Genomic DNA, 22,241 nt, shown 5'->3' on the forward strand with positions numbered 1-22,241 from the left:
GATGCTCATTTATCACAATTCAAACTTGACATTTGCTTTGTGCTAAATAAACTTCCTAAACTTGTAGATTTAGGTTGTTTTTTTAATTGAATAAATCGTTTAAGAGCTCATCTTTTACAATATTAGGTAAGGTAACTTTAAGTTCTGGAGTGCGTTCCATTTCACGTTCTATAGCAAAAATAGCTTCTTTGTTCCGGGCCCAACTTCTTCGTGATACGCCGTTGTTTACATCATAAAAGAGCATGCTTTTTAGTTTTCTACTAGCTTCTTCCGAGCCATCAAGTAGCATCCCAAAGCCACCATTGATGACCTCGCCCCAACCAACGCCGCCGCCATTATGAATGGACACCCAGGTGGCTCCCCTAAAGCTGTCTCCGATGACATTATGTATGGCCATGTCGGCCGTAAATTTACTACCGTCATAGATATTACTGGTTTCTCTAAAGGGAGAATCCGTGCCGCTAACATCATGATGGTCCCTTCCAAGAATTATGGGTGCAGAAAGTGCTCCAGAAGCGATAGCCTGATTAAATGCTTCGGCAATTTTGGCGCGTCCTTCGGCATCGGCATAGAGAATCCGTGCTTGTGATCCAACCACTAATTTATTTTGCTCGGCTTCCGCTATCCATTTGATATTGTCTTGCATCTGTTGCTTAATTTCAGATGGTGCAGTCTGTTCTATGCGTCGCATAACCGTTAATGCGATACTATCTGTTTTGCTGAGGTCTTCGGGATTTCCAGAGGCGCATACCCAGCGGAAAGGGCCAAAACCATAATCGAAGCACATAGGTCCAAGAATATCTTGAACATAACTAGGGTATTTGAAATCGATATTATTTTTTGCCATAACATCTGCTCCAGCGCGAGAAGCTTCCAATAGAAAGGCATTCCCATAGTCAAAAAAGTAAGTCCCTTTTTGTGTGTGATTATTGATAGCATCCATTTGTCTGCACAAGGATTCCTGCACCTTACTTTTAAATGCATCAGTATCTTCGCTCATTAATTTGTTAGATTCCTCAAAGGGTAACCCCACAGGATAATAGCCGCCGGCCCATGGATTGTGCAGCGAAGTTTGATCGGAGCCTAAATGGATAAAGATATTTTCTGTATCAAAACGCTCCCAGACCTCTACAATGTTACCTACGTAGGCTAAGGATACTATTTCTTCTTTTTTGATGGCTACTTTAGTACGGTTTACTAGCATATCCATATCTGAAATAAGTTCATCTACCCAACCTTGCTCATGTCTTTTGGTGGCAGCCACAGCATTGACCTCTGCGCAGATAGTGATGCATCCAGCTATGTTTCCTGCTTTTGGCTGCGCACCGCTCATACCTCCGAGTCCGGCGGTCAAAAATAGTTTTCCAGCAGGAGTTTCATCGTTCTTTAACACTTTTCTAAAGGCGTTCATTACCGTAATAGCTGTGCCATGAACAATACCTTGTGGGCCAATATACATATAGGATCCGGCCGTCATTTGTCCGTATTGCGTGACGCCAAGCGCATTGTATTTTTCCCAATCATTTGGTTTTGAGTAGTTGGGAATCATCATTCCGTTGGTAACCACCACCCTAGGGGCCTCCTTGGAGGAAGGGAAAAGTCCCATAGGGTGACCCGAATAAATATGAAGCGTCTGTTCCTCGGTCATCGTAGCCAAATACTGTAGGGTTAAGCGGTATTGCGCCCAATTTTGGAACACGGCACCGTTACCGCCATAGGTAATGAGTTCCTGCGGATGTTGTGCCACGGCAGGGTCTAAATTGTTCTGAATCATTAGCATTAATGCAGCCGCTTGAAGTGTCTTTGCAGGATAGTTATGTATTGGGCGCGCATACATCGCGTATTCCGGCATAAACCGGTACATGTAAATCCTGCCAAATATTTTTAGTTCTTCAGCAAATTCCTTAGAAAGTTCTGCATGCCACCCTTTGGGAATATAACGTAAGGCATTGCGTATGGCCAGCTTTTTTTCTTCCAGAGATAAGATATCCTTTCGTTTTGGAGTGTGACTCACCTCTTTTGAACGCTCTTTTCTTGGTGGTAGTTCCGATGGTATGCCTTGTAGTATTTGTTCTTTGAAATTCATTTTATTTTCTTTTTACGCCATACATATCTTTGGCAGTCTTTTAAATTCAAGCTTTCCGTTTACTTATGCTTATCAAACACCTTAACGCCTCGTTTAAAAACCACACATGGTTTTAAATTACCTTGGTTGTACAGTATTTCCTGATAATTACCGGTGTGGAAAAGGCTAAAGTCGGCCAGTTTGCCTTCTTCCAATTTCCCCCGATCTTCTAATTTTAGTGCCGCCGCTGCCCTAACCGTAATTCCTGCCAGGACTTCCGCGTTTGAAAGCTTTTCAAAAGCACCTAGGATTGCAGCCTGCGTTAGTAAATCGCCCATTGGGGCGGACCCTGGATTATGGTCGCTTGCAATGGCTAATGAACCGCCAGCATCAAGTAATTTTCTAGCAGGCGTGAAAGCGCAACCCAAACCTATGGATGCTCCCGGTAAGGCTATAGCTATTACAGTGCTGTTAGCTAATAATTCTATTTCTTTATCGGTGCTTACTTCTAAATGGTCGGCACTTACCGCACTAAAAGCTACAGCAACGGTACTTCCTCCTGTAGAGAATTGATCTGCATGAACCGTGATATCAAATCCCATTTCTTTTGCTTTTTTAAAATAAGGAGCAATCTGTAGGGTCGAAAAGGCACTTTCCTCTACAAAAGCATCGATACGATTCGTAAGTTTTTCCGATTTCAATTTTGGAAATAGTTTACTACTTATTTCTTCTAAATAATTTTCAGCACTTCCTCTATAATCCTTAGGAAGCATATGCGCTGCAAGGCAGGTAGTGATGAGGTCTGCTGGAATCGCTTCATCGGCCTCCTTTATAGCGTATAACATTTTCAGTTCTTCCGCTACAGATAGTCCGTAGCCGCTTTTTACTTCTAGGGTAGTGACTCCATTTTTTAGGTGTCGGTTAGCTCGTTTTATAGTTCCTTTTACAAGCTCCGTTTTAGTTACTTTTCTGGTCTGGGTAACCGTATCCCAAATGCCGCCGCCTGCTTTCGCAATTTCTAGGTAGGTGTTTCCAGAATTCCGCATGGCATAATCATTGGCTCTTGTGCCTCCAAAACAAATATGGGTGTGGGCATCTACAAAACCAGGGAGGCACGTATGATCTCCCTGTAGTTCATGAATTTGGATGGCGTTGAACTTTGCTTTTAGTTCTTGGAAATTTCCGATTTCTTTAAGGCGTTCCCCTTCTATAATTATTCCGGCATCTTGTAAAACTACCAACTGCTCATCTGCAAGGGCTCCTTTTAATGGAAGACCGGTCATAGGTATAAGTTGTTTAAAAGGACCTATAAGTTTTAATTCTGGCATTTTTTTTACTTTTTTCTGTTAGACTGTGCTCAGACTTGGAGCGAGCTTCTTAGCATCGAAGGGTTACTACTGCACCCAGACTGATATTCTAATTTTCAATAGTTTTTGTTCCTGTATTAGCTAACATATTTTCCTTTTTTTATTTAATATACTTCAAATTCCTCGGAGAACTTACTTTTTAAAGATATCCCTTCTTTTTTACTGATGTGTTCGATTAGCTTGATAATGGTCTTACTTTTAATTATTTTAATTCCTTTTTTAATATCATCGGCAAAAACTCTATCCTTATCTGCAAAAGCTACTTTTTTTCTTATTTCCTTGTGAATTTCATCTAAAAATATACCTGATTTCATGGGTTTTCTAAATTCAAAGGCCTGTGCTGCGGTCAATAATTCAATAGCTAGTATTTTTTCCACGTTGCCAATAACCTGTAAGGCTTTGCGTCCACTAATTGAGCCCATGCTTACATGGTCTTCTTGGCCAAGCGATGTAGGGATGCTATCTGCACTTGACGGAAAACAGAGCCCTTTGTTCTCACTCGCCAAGGCTGCCGTGGTGTACTGCAGAATCATATAGCCAGAGTTAATACCGGTGTCTTTCATTAATAATTTAGGTACTCCTGGACTATTACCTTCTAAGGCTAAGTAAATACGTCTATCAGAAATATTACCTATTTCCGATGCTGCTAAGCAGGCGTAATCTAAAGCCATTGCTAGAGGTTGTCCGTGAAAGTTTCCGCCACTAATGGTTAGTTCTTCATTTATGATTACAGGATTGTCCGTAACGGAGTTCAATTCTACTTCCAACAATTCTTTTAGATGAAGCCAGGCGGTACGCGATGCTCCATGAACTTGAGGAATACATCGTATAGAGTAGGGGTCTTGTACGCGCTCACAGTCAATATGATCCTCCATTATTTCGGAACCTTTCAATAAACGTTTTACACGCTTGGCCACATGAATATTTCCCTTAAATGGTCTTAAGGCATGTAGCTCATTGTAAAAAGGTTTGACGGAACCTTGTAAGCCTTCAATCATCATGGCACCAATGATATCAGCTTGGGATAATACGGAGTGTAATTTTTCTACCACTTTTACCGCATGCGCTGCAATGAACTGCGTTCCGTTGATTAACGCTAAACCCTCTTTTGGTCCCAGGGAGAGCGGAGAAAGTCCTGTACGTTCAAAAAGTTTGGACGTGGTCATTGTTTCGTTTTTATATACCACCTTTCCTAATCCGATTAAAGGAAGAAATAAATGCGATAGCGGAGCTAAATCTCCCGACGCACCAACCGAACCCTGAGAAGGAACTACAGGAATAGCGTCGTTTTCTATATGCCAAAGAATACGGTTCAAGGTGGTTTCCGCTATTCCGGAATAGCCTTTTGCTAAGGACTGTGCCTTTAGTATGAGCATTAATTTAGCAATAGTTTTTGATATTGGTTTACCCACACCTACGCTGTGACTCTTTAAAATGTTTGTTTGTAGAATATTAGTTTCCGATTTGGAGATTTTGGTGGTGCAAAGTGGACCAAATCCTGTATTGATTCCGTAAACGGGGTTTCCCTTGTCTACAATACCTTGCACAATTTGCCAACTGTGAATTACTTTTTTGCGAGTGGCTTTTGATAGTTCAACTGTAATATGACCCTTTGCAATATGTAGGGCAGTACTGGCAGTAAGCCACTCCTCACCCAATTTAAACGATTTTGACACAGGTTCCATCTGAAATTGTTTTAGTTTTTTAAATTTAATACTTAAGTTTGATAAGTACCAATACCATTTTGATTCATTATCGATAACTATGAGTACTCAAATAGAATTAAGACACCTTACCTATTTTTTAGCTGTTGCGGAAGAGTTGCACTTTAGAAAAGCTGCAGAAAAGCTTTTTATATCTCAACCAGGATTAAGTAGGCAAATAAAACAGATGGAAGAATTGTTGCAAGCGAAGCTATTTTTGCGAAATAACAAAAAAGTAGAACTAACACCTGCAGGGCATTATTTAAAGCATAGGGCAGCCGATATTTTTAAACAGTTAAAAGAGACAAAAAGAGAGTTAGCACTCATTGGAGATGGTGACACAGGTGAGTTGCGCATCGGGTTTTTGGGTTCGGCTATGCAAAATGTAATTCCAGAATTACTGGTTTCAGTTAAGGAAAAGTACCCAAAAATAAAAACATCTTTAGAAGAGCGTTCTAATTTAGAGCAAGTAGCTGCTGTTTTAAATAATGAATTGGATATTGGCTTTGTGCGGTTGGATAGGGTCCCTTCAGATTTACATATGCAAACCGTTTTTGAGGATACCTTTTCTTTAGTTTTGCCAGAGAGCTATCCAATGTTGACCAGAGAGTACAGGGGAATGGAGCGCTTTGCAGCCGATGATTTTATATTATTTAGTCAGGAGTATAGTCCTTACTATTATGATACCATAATGAGCATTTGTGCAGATGCTGGTTTTAAACCAAAAGTGTCACATAAATCGGTTCATGCACACACCATTTTTAAGTTGGTTGAGAACAACCTTGGTATCGCTATTGTTCCTACTGCATTGCAGGCAGGTTTTCAAATGCGGGTAAAGTTCATTGATTTGAAAAATATCAAGCAGCGGGCTATGTTATCTGTTATTTGGAAGAAGGAAAATGCTAATCCTGTGTTAAAAAATTGCATGGATTTACTTTTAAGTGGATCTTCAAGAAAAAGAAAATAATATAGAATGATTTTTGATTTAATAAAGCACCGCCGTTCGGTTTTTCCGGCACAGTACATAGATAAACCAATAGCAAAAGCTGATATCGAAAAAATCTTGGAAGCTGCCAATTGGGCGCCCAACCATAGAATGACCGAACCTTGGCGCTTTAAAGTGATGCAAGGGGATAAACAAGCGCAACTTGGCCAGTTTTTATCCAATACCTATATAGATGTTACGCCAAAACCAAAACAATTTAAAGCTAAAAAGCTCATTGAAAACCCCAAAAAAGCGGGTGCTATTATAGCTATTTGTATGCAACGAGACCCTATGGAATCAGTTCCTGAATGGGAAGAAATTGCAGCCACAGCCATGGCCGTTCAGAATATGTGGCTATGTTGTGCCGAAATGGGAATAGGATGTTATTGGAGTTCACCTTCACTTGTAACCTATATGAACGAATTTCTTCCTATGAACGAAGGCGAAAAATGTTTAGGTTTTTTTTACATGGGATACTATGAGGGCGAACTCGCCGAGCAGGTCAGAAAACCAATAGGGGATAAGACCGTTTGGCTAGATTAGTCAAAATAGGGAAAAAGCGCCGCCTTGTATGCCCAAGCTTTGGTTATAAAAAGACCTAGATATACAATAGCGACCATAAACTTTAAAAATGTACCGGTCAAAAAACCTAGGAAAGATCCAAAAGCAGCCTTTGTGGCTGTTTTTTTATCAGCCTTGTTCAATAATTCTCCTACGAGCGCTCCCACAAACGGCCAAATAACGATACCTAAAGGTCCTAAAATCGGAAAAAAAAGGGCAACCAATAACCCAATTGTTGTCCCTATCATCCCCGCTTTCGTTCCACCAAATTTCTTTGTACCCATAGCGGGAATAATATAGTCGAGTGCAAGAATAATAAGTGCTATGGCCAAGGTGATGCCCAAAACCCACCAATTATCTGGAACAGCTTTAGTAAGATAAAGAAGGAATAGTCCAACCCAGCTGATGGGCGGCCCTGGTAATAGGGGTAAAAAACTACCCAAAATACCAACAAGCATAAAAAGGAAACCAATAAGCAATAAGGCTATATCCATGTAAGATTTTTTCTATTGGACTACTATAATTCTATTTTGTTACAGCTGTGGCAGGTAAAGGTTTTTAGTAGTCATTCGTAGCTACTCAAATTAATAATCAACTAATAAATTAGTTTAAACTAAATGTTTAGTTATATTTGTTTGAATAATGAACGGAAAAAGTAGTTAAATGAAATGGTTTTATATGTTTTTCGGTTTTTTTATTTTAGTCTCTTGCCAAGAGGAGAAGCCAGTCGTAGTAACGATAGAATTTAAAACAGATTATTTGTTCAATGCGGAAATAGAAGAAAAAATAGCGTCGGACACTACCAAAAATGAACATTTTACAGGATTTAAGTATCAGATGGCGGCCACTGATTATGCAACTAGTGGAAGCTATAAAGAAGCATTAATAGCTTGGGATTCAGCTATGACACCAAAGGTTAGTACGTATACTGATTTCCAAATAGATTCCATCAATAACAGTTATGAAAAGGTTAATGCATCAAATTATATAGTAGAGAAGTCGAAAAAGCATCAAATTGTTATCATCAACGAAGCGCACCATAACGCCATGCACCGCAGTTTTACAAAATCCCTCTTGCAAGAATTGTACGATACTGGATTTAGAAATCTAGGATTGGAAGCTTTAGGTAATGGCGCGTATTTAGATGATGGACTAAACAGTAGAAAGTACCCCATTCAAGATACTGGATTTTATATTAAAGACCCACAATTCGGTAATTTGGTTCGAACAGCTTTGGAGCTAGGGTATTATATTTTTCCATACGAATCCGGTCCAAGCAAGAATGGAAAAGAAAGAGAAATAGAGCAGGCAAAAAACATCACAAAGGTTTTGGATTCAGTAGTTGAGGGGAAAACTTTAATACATTGCGGTTTTGCACATGTGCTGGAAGGTGAATATAGTTACAATTCTTGGGGAAAGACTATGGCGGGCAGACTAGCGGAGTACACAGGATTAGATCCATTTACCATAAACCAAGTCCAATTTTCAGAAAAAAGCAACCCAGCATATAATCATCGGTTTTTAAAGGCCTTAAAAGTAAGGGAGCCAAGCGTATTAATTGATGAAAATAAGAGTCCGTACAAATATAAACGTGATCAAAGTTGGGCCGATATTGCTGTGTTTCATCCCAATACAAAGTATCTAGCAGGCAGGCCAAATTGGTTGTTTCAAAATGGAAATAAAAAAGTGATGGTTGCCATAAAAGATATGCATTTGACTTTCCCTGTCTTGGTGATGGCTTTTAAAGATGGCGAAGATATACAACAGGCAGTTCCGCTAGATATGGTTGAGGTGAATGGGGCAGGTCAAGAAGTAGTCTTAGGATTGAAGTCGGGAAGATATGTTATCGTCGTTACTAATAAAAAGGGAGATGCCAGAAAGTTTGAACTAAAGGTTGATTAACAATCAAATTATAATAAAAAAATTCCCGCCTTCGCGAGAATAGAAACTAAACATAGTAATTCATGAAACAGTTAACAAAGGCGGAAGAAGAAGTAATGCACGTATTGTGGCAGCTGGAAAAATGTAATGTTGCCGCAGTAATCGACCAGCTTCCAGAACCCAAACCAGCCTACAATACGGTATCTACCATTGTGCGAATTTTGGAGGACAAGGGATTTGTGAGCCATCAACAAGAAGGTAGGGGGTATTTATATTTTCCCCTGATTCAAAAGTCAGACTATAGTAACCAGAGCATTAATAAATTGGTAGATGGCTACTTTCAAGGCTCTTTTAAAAGTATGGTTTCCTTCTTTATGAAAAAGAATGACATGAGTCTTTCGGAGCTGGAATCCATCTTAAAAGAAATCGAAAAACAAGAAAAGCCATGATACAATACATCCTAGAATGCATCGCCTTTCAACTAGCCTTTCTGGTCATTTATGACTTCTTTCTAAAACGGGAAACCTTTTTTCAATGGAACAGGTTCTATTTGATAGCCACATATATTGTGTCATTGGTATTGCCATGGATAAAAATAGAAGCATTAAAAACGACTGTTCCGGAACAGTATTTCCCGTATTCAGAATTTCTTTGGAATGGCAACAGCCCCGCAGTTATAGCTACAGGAACAGCGAGTTCTGTTTTTCAAATCTCTTGGCAAGAAGGAGTGTTATACGGAGGTATGTTGCTAGCTGCATTTTATTTTGGATATAAATTATACCGGTTACAGCAACTGCGAGCGCAGGGGACTATAGCCCATTTTCCTAATTTTACCAGAGTTGTGGTAAACAACAGCGAGTTGGCTTTTTCTTTTTTTAAGTCGATATTTTTGGGGGATAAAGTCCTGTTGAGGGAACACAAAAGTATCATCCAACACGAGCTCGTGCATATAAAGCAAAGACATTCTTTAGATTTGGTATTTTTTGAACTGATGCGCATTGTAGGCTGGTTCGATCCCTTGGTCTATGTCTATCAAAATAGAGTGTCGGAACTACACGAGTTTATTGCCGATGCTCATTTGCCCAAAACGGAACGCACCGCACACTACAATCTATTACTGTCCCAAGTGTTCCAGACTCAGAATATTTCCTTCGTCAATCACTTTTTTAAAAAATCATTAATCAAAAAACGAATCGTCATGTTACAAAAATCAAAGTCTAAGAGAATTTTTAAGTTGAAGTATTTGTTATTAGTCCCCTTAGTTTTTGGGATGTTAGCCTATACATCTTCCGAAACTCAAGAGCGTAATGTTGACTTGCAGCACCAAACCCCAGAGGACAAAGTGTTAATCGCTAAAATTAACACAGAAATTGAGAATGAAATCGTTAAAATGGGGAGCTTTCATAAAGTCTTTTTAGATTGGCGCCGAAAGCATAAGGACTATTTAGAAGGCAAACTTTTAAACAAAGAAACTTACTTTGAGCGAGAAATTTTACATGAGAGGCGAATTGCCATGGTTATGGATAGTTTATTAGCTGCCAAAGCTCCGTTTTTTAACCGAATTAAAACGATAAAAAAAAGAACGCCATCAACGGGTAGGTATCAAAGCTATGTTCAGCATACAATGGCTTTTCAAGTATTGGATAAGAATTTACAGTATTCCATTGAAAATAGGTTTCAAAATGGCGGTACCAGCATAAAACTTTTAGATGTAAATGATAATTTTTCTAGTGAGTTGTTCGTCTTTGAGGTTAAGGATGTAAAAGATCTTTCGGGTAATGAAGTACGTGCTTTTAATACTATGATTTCTGAAATATTTGAAACTAAAACATCCAAATTTAAGGGTCTCGTAGTAACCGATGCGGCCTATTCTTTTGAGGTATTCGATTTGGATTTAGAGGAAAGTGAGGCAGTTGAAAATCCGGTTAACAATGATTCTATCGTGATTTCCTTTTCCGAAGTCGATAATGTACCGGTGTTTCCGGGTTGTGCCGATGACGCAGATAAACGAGGGTGTTTCTTTGAAAGTATGAGAGAACACATTCGTAAGAATTTTAATTATCCGCAGGAAGCTCAGGAAAAAGGAATTCAAGGCCGTGTCAATACCATGTTTACCATAGATGAAACGGGTTTGATAACTAATCTAAAAATGCGAGGCCCAGATTCTTTGCTAACGAACGAAGCAAGTAGGATTATTGGTAAACTTCCTAAAATGATTGCAGGGTCGCATAAAGGAAAAACTGTTGCAGTAGCTTTTTCTATTCCTATTAGTTTTAGATTAATTTCGGAACCTTCAAATGAAAGTGAAGAAGTTAATTATAACAATGCAACTCAAGTACCTTTTTCCGTAATTGATGAAATCCCTATTTTTCCAGGTTGTGAAGATGTTGAGGACAAAAGAGTTTGCTTCAATAAAATGATGCAAAAACATATCAGTAAGAATTTTAGATATCCTCTAGAAGCTCAGGAAAAAGGAATTCAAGGGCGAGTCAATATAATTTTCACAATTGGCAAGGATGGTGTTGTTCAAAACCTGAGAATGAGAGGTCCGGATGCGCTATTAGAAAATGAAGCCAAACGTATCGTTGACCTTCTGCCAAATATGAAACCTGGAAAACATAAGGGAAAGGAAGTGGATGTGCCGTATTCTATTCCTATAACCTTTAAACTACCATAATATTTTGCAAAGAATACGCTTAGTTTTCCTCGTTTTCCTGGCATCTAATTTAAACGCACAGAAGCCAAGAATAGGTATTGCAGACAGCCTTTACGCTACCGGCAGCTATGCCAAGGCCATAAATGCGTATGCTAGTTTGGGAACTACTTCAGCAGGTTTGCAGATAGCACGAGCTTACAGGGCTATTGGGAATTACGAAAAGGCACTGCTGCAATACGAAACTATTGTAAAGGAGAGTCCCGCGTTGCAGATTGCTAGTTTTGAGCTAGGGAAACTGTTGCTTAAGGTCAAGGATTACGATGTAGCTAGAAAGTTGTTTTCAAAACTAGTAGCCATCAATAATCAGAATCCCGAATATCACTATTATTTGGGGGAGGTTTATCGCGAATTGGAGCAACCTGCAAGTAGTTTGGTAGCCTATAAGAACGCTATTGAAATAGACAGTACGCACCTGAGAAGCCTTTTTCAATTAGGAAAATACTTTACCATAAAGCAAGAGCGTGATACTGCATTACGCTATGTAGACACTGGATTGCGGTTTTATGAAAAGGACGTTTCCTTGATTAACCTTAAAGCCTTGATTTATTATAACGATGGCCGATTTGAAAAAGCTATTCCTTGGTTAGAAAAAGTGCTGGCATTGGGAGAACAGAAGGAGTACGTGTATGAAAAATTGGCTCACAGTTATTACAAGGAATGGGAATTTGAAAGCGCCAAGGAAACCTACACGGAGTTGTTGAAGTTCAATGACTCTAATTCGGATTATTATTACGCACTAGCAGAAACCTATCGTAAGAATAAACAGATGGATAGTGCAGCCCTTTTTATACGTAAGGGCATGGATATTCAAAGGCCGGTTCTCGCCAAAGGCTTTATGGCCTTGTCTGTTTTGGCCAGGGAAAAAGACGATCTAAAGCTGGCTTTGGACTATTTACAATTGGCGGTAAAGGAAGACCCTAACGATGGTATGCTTTTTTTTAGATTATGCACTTTGATAGATCGTTATTACAAAGACCCCGACTTAAAATTGAAATATTTTGAGTCCTATATCGCGCGTTTCGGTACGAAGGTGCCTTATTTTTCTATGATGGCAAAAAAACGAATTTCCGAACTCAACGAGGAAATACATTACGCCAAGGAGTCAACTGACTAAAAATTTGTAATTTTCCCGTATAATTTTTACGATGCGGCGTTTTCTTATCGTTTTGCTTTACTCAAGTCTGTGTTCTTGTAATTTCTTTGAGTCCAAGGAAAAAAGAACGCAAGAATTGATTGATTCCCAACTCAACGAAATCGATTGGAATTCCATAGATACCTATCCTCTTTTTTTGGACTGTGACGAGACCGCTTCAAAAGAAGTACAGCGGCACTGCTTTGAAGGGAAACTGATAGCCCATTTTGAAACCACGCTAAACCAATTTGAATTTATCGTAGATTCTGATGAAAACCCTATTGTAGCCGTTATCTTTGTTATAGATTCGGATGGAGACATCGCTATTTTGGATATAGAAAAAGACCGATTTATTTTAAATCAAATGCCAGAATTTGACGGTATTGTAACACAAAGTCTAAAAACGGTTCCAGAAATTGCACCAGCGCTTAAAAGAGGTATTCCGGTCAGTACTAAGTTTCGAATCCCTATCCAACTAAACACCAAGTAGAAAATTTGGCAAACGAAAAAATTATACTAGGCATCGATCCTGGAACGACCATCATGGGTTTTGGCCTTATTAAAGTGGTGGGTAAAAAAATGGAGTTCATGCAAATGAACGAGCTCTTACTTCAAAAATACAGCGACCCCTATACCAAGCTAAAACTCATTTTTGAACGGACCATTGAACTCATAGATACCTATCACCCGGATGAAATTGCCATTGAGGCGCCTTTTTTTGGAAAGAACGTACAGTCTATGCTCAAATTGGGTCGCGCCCAAGGTGTTGCCATGGCAGCGGGCCTTTCTCGTGAAATTCCCATTACAGAATACCTACCTAAAAAGATTAAAATGGCGATTACCGGAAACGGAAATGCCAGTAAGGAACAGGTAGCGAAAATGCTACAAAGCCTATTGGGATTAAAAACCCTACCGAAAAACCTAGACAGCACGGACGGATTGGCTGCTGCCGTTTGCCACTTTTATAACGAAGGCCGTATTGAGGTGGGTAAAAGTTACTCTGGATGGGATGCTTTTGTGAAGCAGAATGAGTCTAGAGTGGGGAAGGTGAAGGGTAAGAAGTAAGATTCTTTAGTAAATAGTAAAAAGTAGGAAGTGAAAAGTAATGAGTGAATAGTAAGAAGTAATAAGCAGGAAGTTGTGTAAAAGTTAAAAGTATTAAGTTGGAAGTAAAAAAATACTAATGCTATGAAATTTCAAGACCTTTTGGCATACAAGAAATCCTTTGAAGTCGCTATGGAAATATTTGAGGAAACGAAAAAATTTCCAAGAGAAGAAAAGTATTCACTAACAGATCAAATTAGAAGGTCCTCTAGAAGTGTTTCGGTTAACATAGCTGAATCTTATGCAAAGCGTCGTTATCCAAAACATTTCATTTCAAAATTAACGGATAGTGACGGTGAAAATTTGGAAACTCAATCATGGTTAGAATTTGCTAAAGAATGTAAATATATTGATGATCATAAATTTGAAATATTATTTAAATAGACCATTCAAATAGCCAAACTGATTCATTTTATGATTAATAATCCAGAAAAATTTGGTTCAAAATAAAATTCATTTACTTATTACTTTTTACTAACTACTATTACCATGTCCGGCATCTACATCCATATCCCTTTTTGCAAACAAGCTTGTCATTATTGTGACTTTCATTTCTCAACAGTTATGGGAAAGAAAGAGGCTATGGTAGCGTCTTTATGTAAAGAATTAGCGCTTCGCAAGGATGAATTTAAAAATACCTTGGTGGAGACAATTTATTTTGGAGGGGGAACGCCATCCGTATTGAATACTCAGGAATTAGAGCAGCTTATTAGCGGAGTCTTTGCTAATTATAAGGTGATAAGTGAACCTGAAATAACCTTAGAAGCCAATCCGGATGACCTTACTGCTGAGAAGATTTTGGAGCTTTCGGAAAGTCCTGTCAACAGATTGAGTATTGGTATACAATCGTTCTTTGAGGAAGATCTAAAGCTAATGAATCGTTCACATTCCTCCGAACAGGCTATGGAATCCTTGTCTTTGGCGACGCGCCATTTTGATAATATATCTATCGACCTCATTTATGGTATGCCCAATATGAGTCAAGACCGTTGGAAGGCTAATATTCAAAAAGCCTTGTCTTTTAACATCCCTCATATTTCTAGCTACGTTCTTACCGTAGAACCTAAAACAGCCTTGTTTGATTTCGTTAAAAAAGGCCTGATTAAACCAGCGGAAGACGAAGTGGCGCAAGCACATTTCAATCTCTTAAACGAAACACTCACAGCTGCTGGATATTCCTGTTATGAGATTTCCAGTTTTGGGAAGCCGGGCTATTTCTCCAAGAACAATTCTGCCTATTGGCAACAGAAGAACTATATTGGTATTGGTCCGTCTGCGCATTCTTTTGATGGACATAGACGTGGGTGGAATATCAATAATAATCCAAAGTATATAAAGTCAATAAATACGGGTATCCTACCCATGGAAATCGAAGTGCTTTCAACGACCGATAAGTATAACGAATATGTTATGACCGGACTACGCACCGTTTGGGGTATTTCGCTCGATACGGTACAGTCGGAATTTGGCGAAAAATACAAGGAATATTTAATGCTTCAGGCCGATAAATTTATAGGAGAGCATCTGTTGTATTTGGATGGTAATGTGCTTTTAGGGACCAACAAAGGTAGGTTCTTGGTAGATGGTATTGCCGCGGATTTGTTTATGTTGAAAATGAAGTAAATTTAAAAGAGACAGACAGCTATGAGAACCATTATCCTGCACAACAAAAAGGAATACCAAATAAACTTATCAAAACCGCTGGATATTTCCATGCCGCTTCGTGGTGATGCTACAAATGTAAATGCTTGGTATGTAGAGCATCCACGGATAGTGCCCCATACCCAAGGTGATTTTGTAGGTAGTATAGAAAAGGGAGCAACTACCAACTTTAATGATATTTGGTTTAATCCACATGCACATGGCACACATACGGAGTGTGTGGGCCATATCACTCGGGAGTTTAACTCTATCAATCAAAGCTTAAAGCAGTTCTTTTTTCTAGCGGAGTTAGTTACAATTGCACCCGGAAAAATAGAAGACGATTTTGTAATTACTAAAAAACAGTTACAAAATGCTATTGGCGATAGAAACATGGAAGCCCTTGTGATTCGCACGCTGCCTAATACTACATCTAAGATGTCGAGACAATATGCGCATACCAATCCGCCTTATCTGTTGGAGGGTGCTGTGGAATTTTTGGTGGAAATAGGGGTGCAGCATTTGTTGATAGATTTACCATCGGTAGATAAGGAAAAGGATAATGGAGCACTTTTGGCACACAAGGCGTTTTGGAATGTAAGCGGTGCTGTTCGTAAAGAGGCGACCATAACCGAATTCATTTATGTACACAATGTAATTTTGGACGGCAGCTATTTTTTAAACCTGCAAGTGGCACCTTTTGAGAATGATGCAAGCCCTAGCAGGCCGGTCTTGTATAAAATAACAGCGTAATACTTTACTTTCTTAGTAACTTCACGGTATGGATAATATTTTCGAATTGTTTCTTGGGCTTATCTTAGGTGCGATTTTTATGTATTGGTTATTTGCTTTTTTCAGGAAGAAAAAGAACAAGGAGTTGACTACCCATCAATCTACCGTATTGCTGGAGAAAATAAAGAGTGTTTGTAAATTGATATCGGTGGAAGGTGATTTTGCTGAAATTTATAAATATGAGAACACCAGAGAACGTTTTTTAAGTTTGGTCAGTAGTAAGAAAAAAGCATTAATCGTGATTAAAGCTAAAGCTCAAATTGGATACGATTTAAAAAAGATACTCATGTATGCTGATGATGGAAAAAAGAAAATTATTCTTACTAGTTTTCCTGAGCCAGAAGTACTATCCATTCAGCCGGAGCTAGATTTCTATGATATTAAAAACGGGATGTTCAATGCCTTTACCCCAGACGACCTTACAACACTTAACCAAGAGGCTAAAAAACATATTTTGGAAAAAATTCCAGAAAGTGGCCTTATGGAAACAGCCAGAAAGGAAGCCTTGCATACGGTGCTGTTAATCGAAAAAATAGTAGAGACTATTGGTTGGGAATTGGACTATTCAGCCTTAAAAATTACGGAGGAGCAAAAGAAACGTATAGAATATTAAAGTTGTATTTTCGGTAGACTAAAAAGCAAGTTAAAGAACAACGAATGAGAACCCTTATAACTTTACTATTTTTAATAACGGTAGGAACGGCTTTGGGCCAAACAACTAAAAAGATGAACCAATTTGATTCTAATTTTGCACATACCGTATATTTTTGGTTAAAAAACCCTGACAGTCCAGCGGATAGGCAAGCTTTTGAGACATCGCTTCGAACTTTTTTAGATAACTCGGCTTATGCCAAAACACAATTTATTGGAAAGCCACCCAGAGCGGGTAGGGATGTGGTTGATGGATCCTTTACGTATTCGCTAATTGTAACTTTTGAATCTGCGGAAGCCCAAAAGAACTATCAAGTTGAACCCCCGCACAAAAAGTTCGTGGAAGAGTCCAGCGGATTATGGACCAAAGTAATCGTGTATGATTCAACAGGTATCTAATTCTAATGATATCTTTTAGGTAAGCGTGCAAAGAAGATTACGACAACATCACTGCCTTACATGCAACGAACTGGTAACAAAATTATAGCGGGTGCTTTAGTGATTATTTTTTTGACCATGAGGTGCATCTAGATGGGCTGATAGTTTGGAAGGAACGGTATTTAAATCTGTCTGTGAATCAATACATCCTTATTGCGGAAGAAGATGGAATACTTTTAGGATTCTGTTGCGCCTATGTCAATGAAATTCGGTCTCGGTCAGGATTGGATACACTGTATTTCTGGGTTTTGGATAGTACTGATGTAGCTATCAATTTTTATGACAAATAAAAAGGGAGAAGAGAAAAACCTATTAAAGCAAATGACATCGGGGATGCCGAGTTCTGGAAAATCAGATATGTTTGGGATAGTTTGGCACAGCCAGAAGAATGTGTTAATGCTTAATTAGAACAGTATGAACATCGAAGAATTTAGGGACTATTGCCTTTCTAAAAAGGGAATAACAGAAGAATTTCCGTTTGATTCTGTTACTTTAGTTTTTAAGGTCATGGGAAAAATGTTTGCCCTCTGTGGTTTGGTGCGCGTACCCACTCAGGTAAACCTGAAATGCAATCCAGAAAGGGCTATTCAATTACGGGAGGACTATGAGGAAATTATTGAAGGATGGCACATGAGCAAAGTCCATTGGAACACGGTTCATGTAGCGAGGTTAGATTCCAAACTAACCAAAGCGCTTATTGATCATTCCTACGATTTAGTGGTTGCGAAGTTTACAAAAAAACTGAAGGCGGAATTGGACGCACTCCCTTAAGTCCCTTATCCATATCTTTGCATTTTAATTGCAAAACCGTACCGCTATAATGCAAGATGTCGCTTCTTTTTATAAATCTGAAATTCATAAATATACCACCGAACTTTCCAAGCTAAAAAAGCAATTATTTGCTTCCAGTATGCTGCGATTATGCGTTTTTTTGGCTGCTATCCTTGCTGTGTATTTCCTGTATGGCAACACCAAATTTGTAGCTGCTGTTATTTTGGTCACCATAGTTTCGTTTTTATATTTAGTATCCAGACATAGTAATCTGCAAAATAAGCGGGACAAGCTAAAGGAGCTTATCCGTATCAATAAAATAGAGGTGCAGGTGTTACAACGTAATTTTCACAACTTACCAGATGGCGAAGCGTACAAAGATCCTATGCATTTTTATAGTCAGGATATAGACCTGTTCGGTATAGGCTCCTTTTATCAATACATAAATAGAACGGCATTACCACAGGGCAGCGATACATTGGCAGCTGCACTTACGGAGAACAGTATAGATGGCATAGCCCAAAAGCAGGAAAGTATTTCGGAATTGGCCAAATATGCTGAATGGAGACAAAATTTTTCAGCCACTGCTGCCTTAGCAAAAACAGAAACGAGTACGCAAACTATTGTTTCTTGGTTGAAAACGTATACGCCCTTTGTGCCTAAGTTGATGCGGTTTTTGCCTTGGATTTTTTCAGGGTTTTCCGTGGTCGTGTTAGTCTTATATTTTTTGGATATAATTTGGGAATCTATTTTAATATATTGGGTGTTTTTTGGGGTGTTTATTTCGGGTGTGTTTTTTAAAAAAATAATGAATTTAGGCCTGTCCACTGGTGAAATTCAATCTACGTTTAAGCAATACAATCAGGTATTGAAATTAATAGAGGAAAAGGACTTCACTTCGGAAATTTTGAGTGCTAAGAAGGAGCAAATATTAAGTCAAGGAAGAAAAACATCCTTGGTACTAGCCGATTTTTCAAAGCTCTTATCCAGTTTAGATCAGAATAATAACATTATCTACGCAATATTTGGAAACGGTTTGTTCCTTACTGGTCTTGCTACAAGTTTTAAGATTGAAAAATGGATTGCCGACCACGGCACATCTGTTGCAGCATGGTTTGATGTGATTGCCTTTTTCGATGCGCAGAACAGTCTTGGAAATTACGTATTTAACCATCCTAACTATACATTTCCGGAGATTGTAGCAGAAGGTACGACCATAAAAGCTGAAAATTCAGGGCATCCGCTTCTAGATCCACAAAAGAGCGTGTTGAATGATTTTGAAATTAAAAACGAGGAATTTTTTATTATTACTGGTGCGAATATGGCGGGGAAAAGCACTTTTTTACGCACGGTTTCCTTACAGATTGTTATGGCCAATGTGGGTCTGCCTGTTTGTGCAACTTCGGTCTGCTATGCCCCCATTAAATTAATAACCAGTATGCGGACCACAGATTCCCTTACAGATGATGAATCGTATTTCTTTTCGGAATTAAAAAGGTTAAAGTTTATTGTAGACGAAATTCAGCACGATCACTATTTTATTGTATTGGACGAAATTCTAAAAGGAACCAACAGCACCGATAAGGCCAAAGGCTCCCGAAAATTTGTAGAACGTTTAGTGGCCTCTAATGCTACAGGGATAATTGCAACGCATGACCTAAGTCTTTGTGAGGTGGCTAAAGAATTATCAGAGGTTAAAAATTACTATTTTGATGCCGAGATTATAGATGATGAATTGCATTTTGACTATACGTTTAAAGAGGGTATTTGTCAGAATATGAACGCTTCATTTTTACTAAAGAAGATGGGGATTGTAAATTAGTTTGTAGCGCGTATTAGAAGTACAGCGAGCATCAAAATTGAACTTTAAAAATGGATTCATTAACTCAAATTGTATTAGGAGCGGCGGTAGGAGAAGCCGTGTTAGGAAAGAAGGTCGGCAATAAAGCTATGCTGTACGGAGCCATTGCAGGGACCATTCCAGATTTAGATGTCATTGCACGCTATTTTGTAGATACCGTTACCGCTACGGAATGGCATCGAGGTTTTAGTCATTCCATTCTTTTTTCAGTACTGTTTGCTCCGTTGTTCGGTTACTTGGTTTGGAAACTACATCGCAAAGCAGAAGCTACATGGCGCGATTGGTCATTGTTGTTCTTTTTGGGTCTGTTTACCCATCCTATTCTAGATGCGTTTACGACGTGGGGCACGCAGCTATTCTGGCCCTTTACAACCAGATTGGCCTTTCAAAGTATTTTTGTAGTAGACCCTTTATATACGATCCCTTTTCTATTCTTATTGATTTTAGCCGCATTTCAAAAGCGAACTTCGGCCAAGCGTAGGCTTTACAATTGCCTGGGTCTAGTGATTAGTAGCGCGTACTTGATATTGACGCTGATACTGAAAGGAGTGGCTTACCAATCCTTTACCACAAGTTTAGATGCCCAAAAAATTGTGTATACCGATATCGACATAAGGCCCAGCCCTTTGAATACCATTTTGTGGACGGCCAATATCGATACAGAAGATGTTTATATGATTGGAAACTATTCTTTTTTTGATAGTCAGGAAATTGATTTTGAGGCCTACCCGAAGAACCACCAGTTGTTGGGTGATTTAAAAGAAGCAGATAAGGTAAAACGCCTTATTGCAATCAGTGAAGGATGGTATACCATAAGCGAGAATAAAGATATGCTTCATTTTAACGATTTACGCTTCGGTCTTATGAGTTTAGACCCTAAGGAAACACAGTTTGCTTTTAGTTATCAGCTGGATGGGACTAATAGTCAGTTAATGGTTAAGGAAACACCAAAATTTCGTGGAGATGCAGAAAAATTACTACCCCTGCTTTGGGAAAGAATTTGGGGCAATTAGCTAAGGTTATGCGCTTAACTATTCTTGTTGTATAAACGGATTATAAATTCTTTTCGTTCAGCTATACTTTTTTGCCATTCACCTATTCTTATTGCGGTACTCATCGAATCCTTAGTAACCTTCTTTGATTAAGGGGCTAACTTAGCGGTATAACTAAAACTAATAAGCGTACTACTAAACATAAAAACACCTAGGATATGTACAAAATAATGGTCCTAAAAAAGTATACCAGATAGGTGATGTGAGCATAACCGCAAATGAAATAACACGAAGTACACGGACGCCTATTGCATCATAAATGTACGATAAGAATTAAACGATAGTTCCCCCGTATCTGTCTTAAAGGCGGTATTCGTACTGCCTTTTTTTTATTTTAATCCTTTAACCTGAATATCATGAAAAGTATCTGCTTGGAGGCGCAGTAGCTCCTCGGCTCTTTTCTTTTTATACCCGTACAACTCTTCCTCTCCTTTTAAATCTTCGTAGATTTTCTGGTTGATGTCATTGTCTGTCGTCACGATAAGTGCGCGTTGTGCCATCTTTTGAGCAACCCAAGAAGCTAAAATACTTTCTTCTTCTTCCAATTTAATATCGTATTCCCCTTTTGGTGCCAGTAGTTTGGCGATTATTGGGGAAGTCTCAATGGCAAGAAATAGTAAAAAAATAAAGAAAGAAGGAAACCAAGGTAGTTCTCTGAGTGCTGTAATGCGTGCCATGAGTCCGTCGAAACCATCTATAATGGGTTGGGAGTTTTGGACTGCCGTTGCATATGCTGTGTCTAAATTCGTGATTTGAATCTCCAATCCACTGATTTTTTCAGCGTTGGTCGTTTTTAAGTTTTGGAGATCGGCCAATGCCGCATCATGTTTTTGTCGTTTTTCTTCATAAACAGGACCTTTACCCAATAATTTTGTACCGGCTGTGCCTTCTGCTTCGGAGATGTAGGTATTATATAGGGCATTTGTCTCTGCTTCCTTTGTAGCTATCTCGTTTTTTAAAAGGCGTATGTTTTGATTAAGTTCGTCTATTTTAGGGCTGTATTGCAAGGCCAACTGGTCTTTGTTTGCTAAGGTTAGCGCGTTCTTTTGTACTAGCAATACCTGAGTAATTTCTTTTTCGAATATTTTCATTTCTAGGGGTTTGGAAATGACGACAGCAATAATGATGGCCAAAATAATACGTGGCGTAGCTTGTAGTAGTTCGCTTTTTAAACGATCCCTTTTTTTAATGGTAGATACTATAAACCGGTCTAGATTAAAGATAAGTAGGCCCCAAATCGCACCAAAAAACACCGCTGCATATACATTATCAAAAACTGTAAATAAGGCATAACTGCTGGCAATAAGGGCCATGATAGCGGTAAAGAAAACGGTAGCGCCAATACCGGCATATTTGTTCTGTTCCCCTTTGGAACAGGTTTTTAATAGCTCGGAATCTGCTCCCGAGCAAAGGATGAAAAAGCGTTGTAACATGATGAATCGTTTTTTGATTGATGATTGACTTACCTGTTAGAACGTTGTTTCTACGGAATTGTTACACGAAAGCCCTGAAAATTGGGGC

General features: G+C 38.8%; 21 protein-coding genes. 16 read left to right on the forward strand and 5 right to left on the reverse strand.

Annotation, left to right across the window (positions count from 1 at the left end):
• Positions 1 to 82 precede the first annotated feature (82 nt).
• From Q360_RS0116945 to hutH, 3 genes are all read right to left on the reverse strand, one after another.
• Entirely contained in the window at positions 83 to 2,086 is a 2,004-nt protein-coding gene (locus tag Q360_RS0116945; RefSeq protein ID WP_027078133.1) for a urocanate hydratase, read from the reverse strand.
• A 59-nt stretch (positions 2,087 to 2,145) separates the two neighbouring features.
• On the reverse strand, positions 2,146 to 3,393 hold the full coding sequence (gene hutI, locus Q360_RS0116950) for an imidazolonepropionase (protein ID WP_027078134.1): 1,248 nt from the start codon (positions 3,391 to 3,393) through the stop codon (positions 2,146 to 2,148).
• Between the two features lie 143 nt (positions 3,394 to 3,536).
• A complete protein-coding gene (gene hutH, locus Q360_RS0116955) occupies positions 3,537 to 5,117 on the reverse strand; it encodes a histidine ammonia-lyase (RefSeq protein WP_027078135.1) in 1,581 nt (526 codons plus the stop codon).
• 79 nt (positions 5,118 to 5,196) lie between these two features.
• Here hutH and Q360_RS0116960 point away from each other — a divergent pair, with 79 nt between their 5' ends.
• Positions 5,197 to 6,102 (forward strand): LysR family transcriptional regulator, encoded by a 906-nt coding sequence (locus Q360_RS0116960; RefSeq protein ID WP_036196261.1) that lies wholly within the window; start codon positions 5,197 to 5,199, stop codon positions 6,100 to 6,102.
• Between the two features lie 6 nt (positions 6,103 to 6,108).
• On the forward strand, positions 6,109 to 6,663 hold the full coding sequence (locus tag Q360_RS0116965) for a nitroreductase family protein (RefSeq protein ID WP_027078137.1): 555 nt from the start codon (positions 6,109 to 6,111) through the stop codon (positions 6,661 to 6,663).
• Here the strand turns inward: Q360_RS0116965 and Q360_RS0116970 are convergent.
• A complete protein-coding gene (locus Q360_RS0116970) occupies positions 6,660 to 7,175 on the reverse strand; it encodes a DUF456 domain-containing protein (protein WP_027078138.1) in 516 nt (171 codons plus the stop codon). The genes Q360_RS0116965 and Q360_RS0116970 overlap by 4 nt on opposite strands.
• A gap of 169 nt (positions 7,176 to 7,344) precedes the next feature.
• Here Q360_RS0116970 and Q360_RS0116975 point away from each other — a divergent pair, with 169 nt between their 5' ends.
• The 14 genes from Q360_RS0116975 to Q360_RS0117045 all read left to right on the forward strand — a co-directional run bounded on the left by Q360_RS0116975 (position 7,345) and on the right by Q360_RS0117045 (position 20,681).
• Positions 7,345 to 8,583: a hypothetical protein gene (locus tag Q360_RS0116975; protein ID WP_027078139.1), complete on the forward strand. Its 1,239-nt coding sequence runs from the start codon at positions 7,345 to 7,347 to the stop codon at positions 8,581 to 8,583.
• 62 nt (positions 8,584 to 8,645) lie between these two features.
• A complete protein-coding gene (locus Q360_RS0116980) occupies positions 8,646 to 9,011 on the forward strand; it encodes a BlaI/MecI/CopY family transcriptional regulator (RefSeq protein WP_027078140.1) in 366 nt (121 codons plus the stop codon).
• Positions 9,008 to 11,239: a M56 family metallopeptidase gene (locus tag Q360_RS26790; RefSeq protein WP_051554790.1), complete on the forward strand. Its 2,232-nt coding sequence runs from the start codon at positions 9,008 to 9,010 to the stop codon at positions 11,237 to 11,239. Before Q360_RS0116980 ends, Q360_RS26790 begins: the two co-directional genes overlap by 4 nt.
• A gap of 4 nt (positions 11,240 to 11,243) precedes the next feature.
• The gene (locus Q360_RS0116990; RefSeq protein WP_027078141.1) at positions 11,244 to 12,392 is read left to right on the forward strand and encodes a tetratricopeptide repeat protein; all 1,149 of its coding nucleotides are present in this window, start codon (positions 11,244 to 11,246) and stop codon (positions 12,390 to 12,392) included.
• A gap of 31 nt (positions 12,393 to 12,423) precedes the next feature.
• Positions 12,424 to 12,900: a hypothetical protein gene (locus Q360_RS0116995; RefSeq protein ID WP_027078142.1), complete on the forward strand. Its 477-nt coding sequence runs from the start codon at positions 12,424 to 12,426 to the stop codon at positions 12,898 to 12,900.
• Positions 12,901 to 12,905: 5 nt separating this feature from the next.
• Positions 12,906 to 13,475: a crossover junction endodeoxyribonuclease RuvC gene (ruvC, locus tag Q360_RS0117000; RefSeq protein ID WP_027078143.1), complete on the forward strand. Its 570-nt coding sequence runs from the start codon at positions 12,906 to 12,908 to the stop codon at positions 13,473 to 13,475.
• 123 nt (positions 13,476 to 13,598) lie between these two features.
• A complete protein-coding gene (locus tag Q360_RS23775) occupies positions 13,599 to 13,898 on the forward strand; it encodes a four helix bundle protein (protein ID WP_084273494.1) in 300 nt (99 codons plus the stop codon).
• Positions 13,899 to 14,003: 105 nt separating this feature from the next.
• On the forward strand, positions 14,004 to 15,137 hold the full coding sequence (gene hemW / locus Q360_RS0117010; protein ID WP_027078144.1) for a radical SAM family heme chaperone HemW: 1,134 nt from the start codon (positions 14,004 to 14,006) through the stop codon (positions 15,135 to 15,137).
• A 21-nt stretch (positions 15,138 to 15,158) separates the two neighbouring features.
• Entirely contained in the window at positions 15,159 to 15,908 is a 750-nt protein-coding gene (locus tag Q360_RS0117015; protein WP_027078145.1) for a cyclase family protein, read from the forward strand.
• A gap of 28 nt (positions 15,909 to 15,936) precedes the next feature.
• Entirely contained in the window at positions 15,937 to 16,560 is a 624-nt protein-coding gene (locus Q360_RS0117020; protein ID WP_027078146.1) for a DUF4230 domain-containing protein, read from the forward strand.
• A 44-nt stretch (positions 16,561 to 16,604) separates the two neighbouring features.
• Positions 16,605 to 16,997, forward strand: a complete 393-nt coding sequence (locus Q360_RS0117025) for a Dabb family protein (RefSeq protein ID WP_027078147.1) — start codon at positions 16,605 to 16,607, stop codon at positions 16,995 to 16,997.
• Positions 16,998 to 17,450: 453 nt separating this feature from the next.
• A complete protein-coding gene (locus tag Q360_RS0117035) occupies positions 17,451 to 17,807 on the forward strand; it encodes an MmcQ/YjbR family DNA-binding protein (RefSeq protein ID WP_027078148.1) in 357 nt (118 codons plus the stop codon).
• 49 nt (positions 17,808 to 17,856) lie between these two features.
• Positions 17,857 to 19,629 carry a MutS-related protein gene (locus tag Q360_RS0117040; protein ID WP_027078149.1) on the forward strand — a complete coding sequence of 591 codons (1,773 nt, stop codon included), beginning with the start codon at positions 17,857 to 17,859 and terminating at the stop codon, positions 19,627 to 19,629.
• Between the two features lie 50 nt (positions 19,630 to 19,679).
• Positions 19,680 to 20,681, forward strand: coding sequence for a metal-dependent hydrolase (locus Q360_RS0117045; RefSeq protein WP_027078150.1), 1,002 nt, complete (start codon positions 19,680 to 19,682; stop codon positions 20,679 to 20,681).
• Positions 20,682 to 21,049: 368 nt separating this feature from the next.
• On the opposite strand, the gene Q360_RS0117050 is transcribed toward Q360_RS0117045, so the two are convergent.
• The gene (locus Q360_RS0117050; RefSeq protein WP_027078151.1) at positions 21,050 to 22,153 is read right to left on the reverse strand and encodes a DUF4407 domain-containing protein; all 1,104 of its coding nucleotides are present in this window, start codon (positions 22,151 to 22,153) and stop codon (positions 21,050 to 21,052) included.
• Between the last annotated feature and the right edge of the window lie 88 nt (positions 22,154 to 22,241).

This window comes from Maribacter antarcticus DSM 21422 (genome assembly GCF_000621125.1).
GTDB lineage: Bacteria > Bacteroidota > Bacteroidia > Flavobacteriales > Flavobacteriaceae > Maribacter > Maribacter antarcticus.

Excerpts from the sequence above, each read along its gene's own strand:
- Q360_RS0116945 (WP_027078133.1), bottom strand. The coding sequence starts at position 2,086 with ATGAATTTCAAAGAACAAATACTACAAGGCATACCATCGGAACTACCA.
- hutI (WP_027078134.1), bottom strand. The coding sequence starts at position 3,393 with ATGCCAGAATTAAAACTTATAGGTCCTTTTAAACAACTTATACCTATG.
- hutH (WP_027078135.1), bottom strand. The coding sequence starts at position 5,117 with ATGGAACCTGTGTCAAAATCGTTTAAATTGGGTGAGGAGTGGCTTACT.
- Q360_RS0116960 (WP_036196261.1), top strand. The coding sequence starts at position 5,197 with ATGAGTACTCAAATAGAATTAAGACACCTTACCTATTTTTTAGCTGTT.
- Q360_RS0116965 (WP_027078137.1), top strand. The coding sequence starts at position 6,109 with ATGATTTTTGATTTAATAAAGCACCGCCGTTCGGTTTTTCCGGCACAG.
- Q360_RS0116970 (WP_027078138.1), bottom strand. The coding sequence starts at position 7,175 with ATGGATATAGCCTTATTGCTTATTGGTTTCCTTTTTATGCTTGTTGGT.
- Q360_RS0116975 (WP_027078139.1), top strand. The coding sequence starts at position 7,345 with ATGAAATGGTTTTATATGTTTTTCGGTTTTTTTATTTTAGTCTCTTGC.
- Q360_RS0116980 (WP_027078140.1), top strand. The coding sequence starts at position 8,646 with ATGAAACAGTTAACAAAGGCGGAAGAAGAAGTAATGCACGTATTGTGG.
- Q360_RS26790 (WP_051554790.1), top strand. The coding sequence starts at position 9,008 with ATGATACAATACATCCTAGAATGCATCGCCTTTCAACTAGCCTTTCTG.
- Q360_RS0116995 (WP_027078142.1), top strand. The coding sequence starts at position 12,424 with ATGCGGCGTTTTCTTATCGTTTTGCTTTACTCAAGTCTGTGTTCTTGT.
- Q360_RS23775 (WP_084273494.1), top strand. The coding sequence starts at position 13,599 with ATGAAATTTCAAGACCTTTTGGCATACAAGAAATCCTTTGAAGTCGCT.
- hemW (WP_027078144.1), top strand. The coding sequence starts at position 14,004 with ATGTCCGGCATCTACATCCATATCCCTTTTTGCAAACAAGCTTGTCAT.
- Q360_RS0117015 (WP_027078145.1), top strand. The coding sequence starts at position 15,159 with ATGAGAACCATTATCCTGCACAACAAAAAGGAATACCAAATAAACTTA.
- Q360_RS0117020 (WP_027078146.1), top strand. The coding sequence starts at position 15,937 with ATGGATAATATTTTCGAATTGTTTCTTGGGCTTATCTTAGGTGCGATT.
- Q360_RS0117025 (WP_027078147.1), top strand. The coding sequence starts at position 16,605 with ATGAGAACCCTTATAACTTTACTATTTTTAATAACGGTAGGAACGGCT.
- Q360_RS0117035 (WP_027078148.1), top strand. The coding sequence starts at position 17,451 with ATGAACATCGAAGAATTTAGGGACTATTGCCTTTCTAAAAAGGGAATA.
- Q360_RS0117040 (WP_027078149.1), top strand. The coding sequence starts at position 17,857 with ATGCAAGATGTCGCTTCTTTTTATAAATCTGAAATTCATAAATATACC.
- Q360_RS0117045 (WP_027078150.1), top strand. The coding sequence starts at position 19,680 with ATGGATTCATTAACTCAAATTGTATTAGGAGCGGCGGTAGGAGAAGCC.
- Q360_RS0117050 (WP_027078151.1), bottom strand. The coding sequence starts at position 22,153 with ATGTTACAACGCTTTTTCATCCTTTGCTCGGGAGCAGATTCCGAGCTA.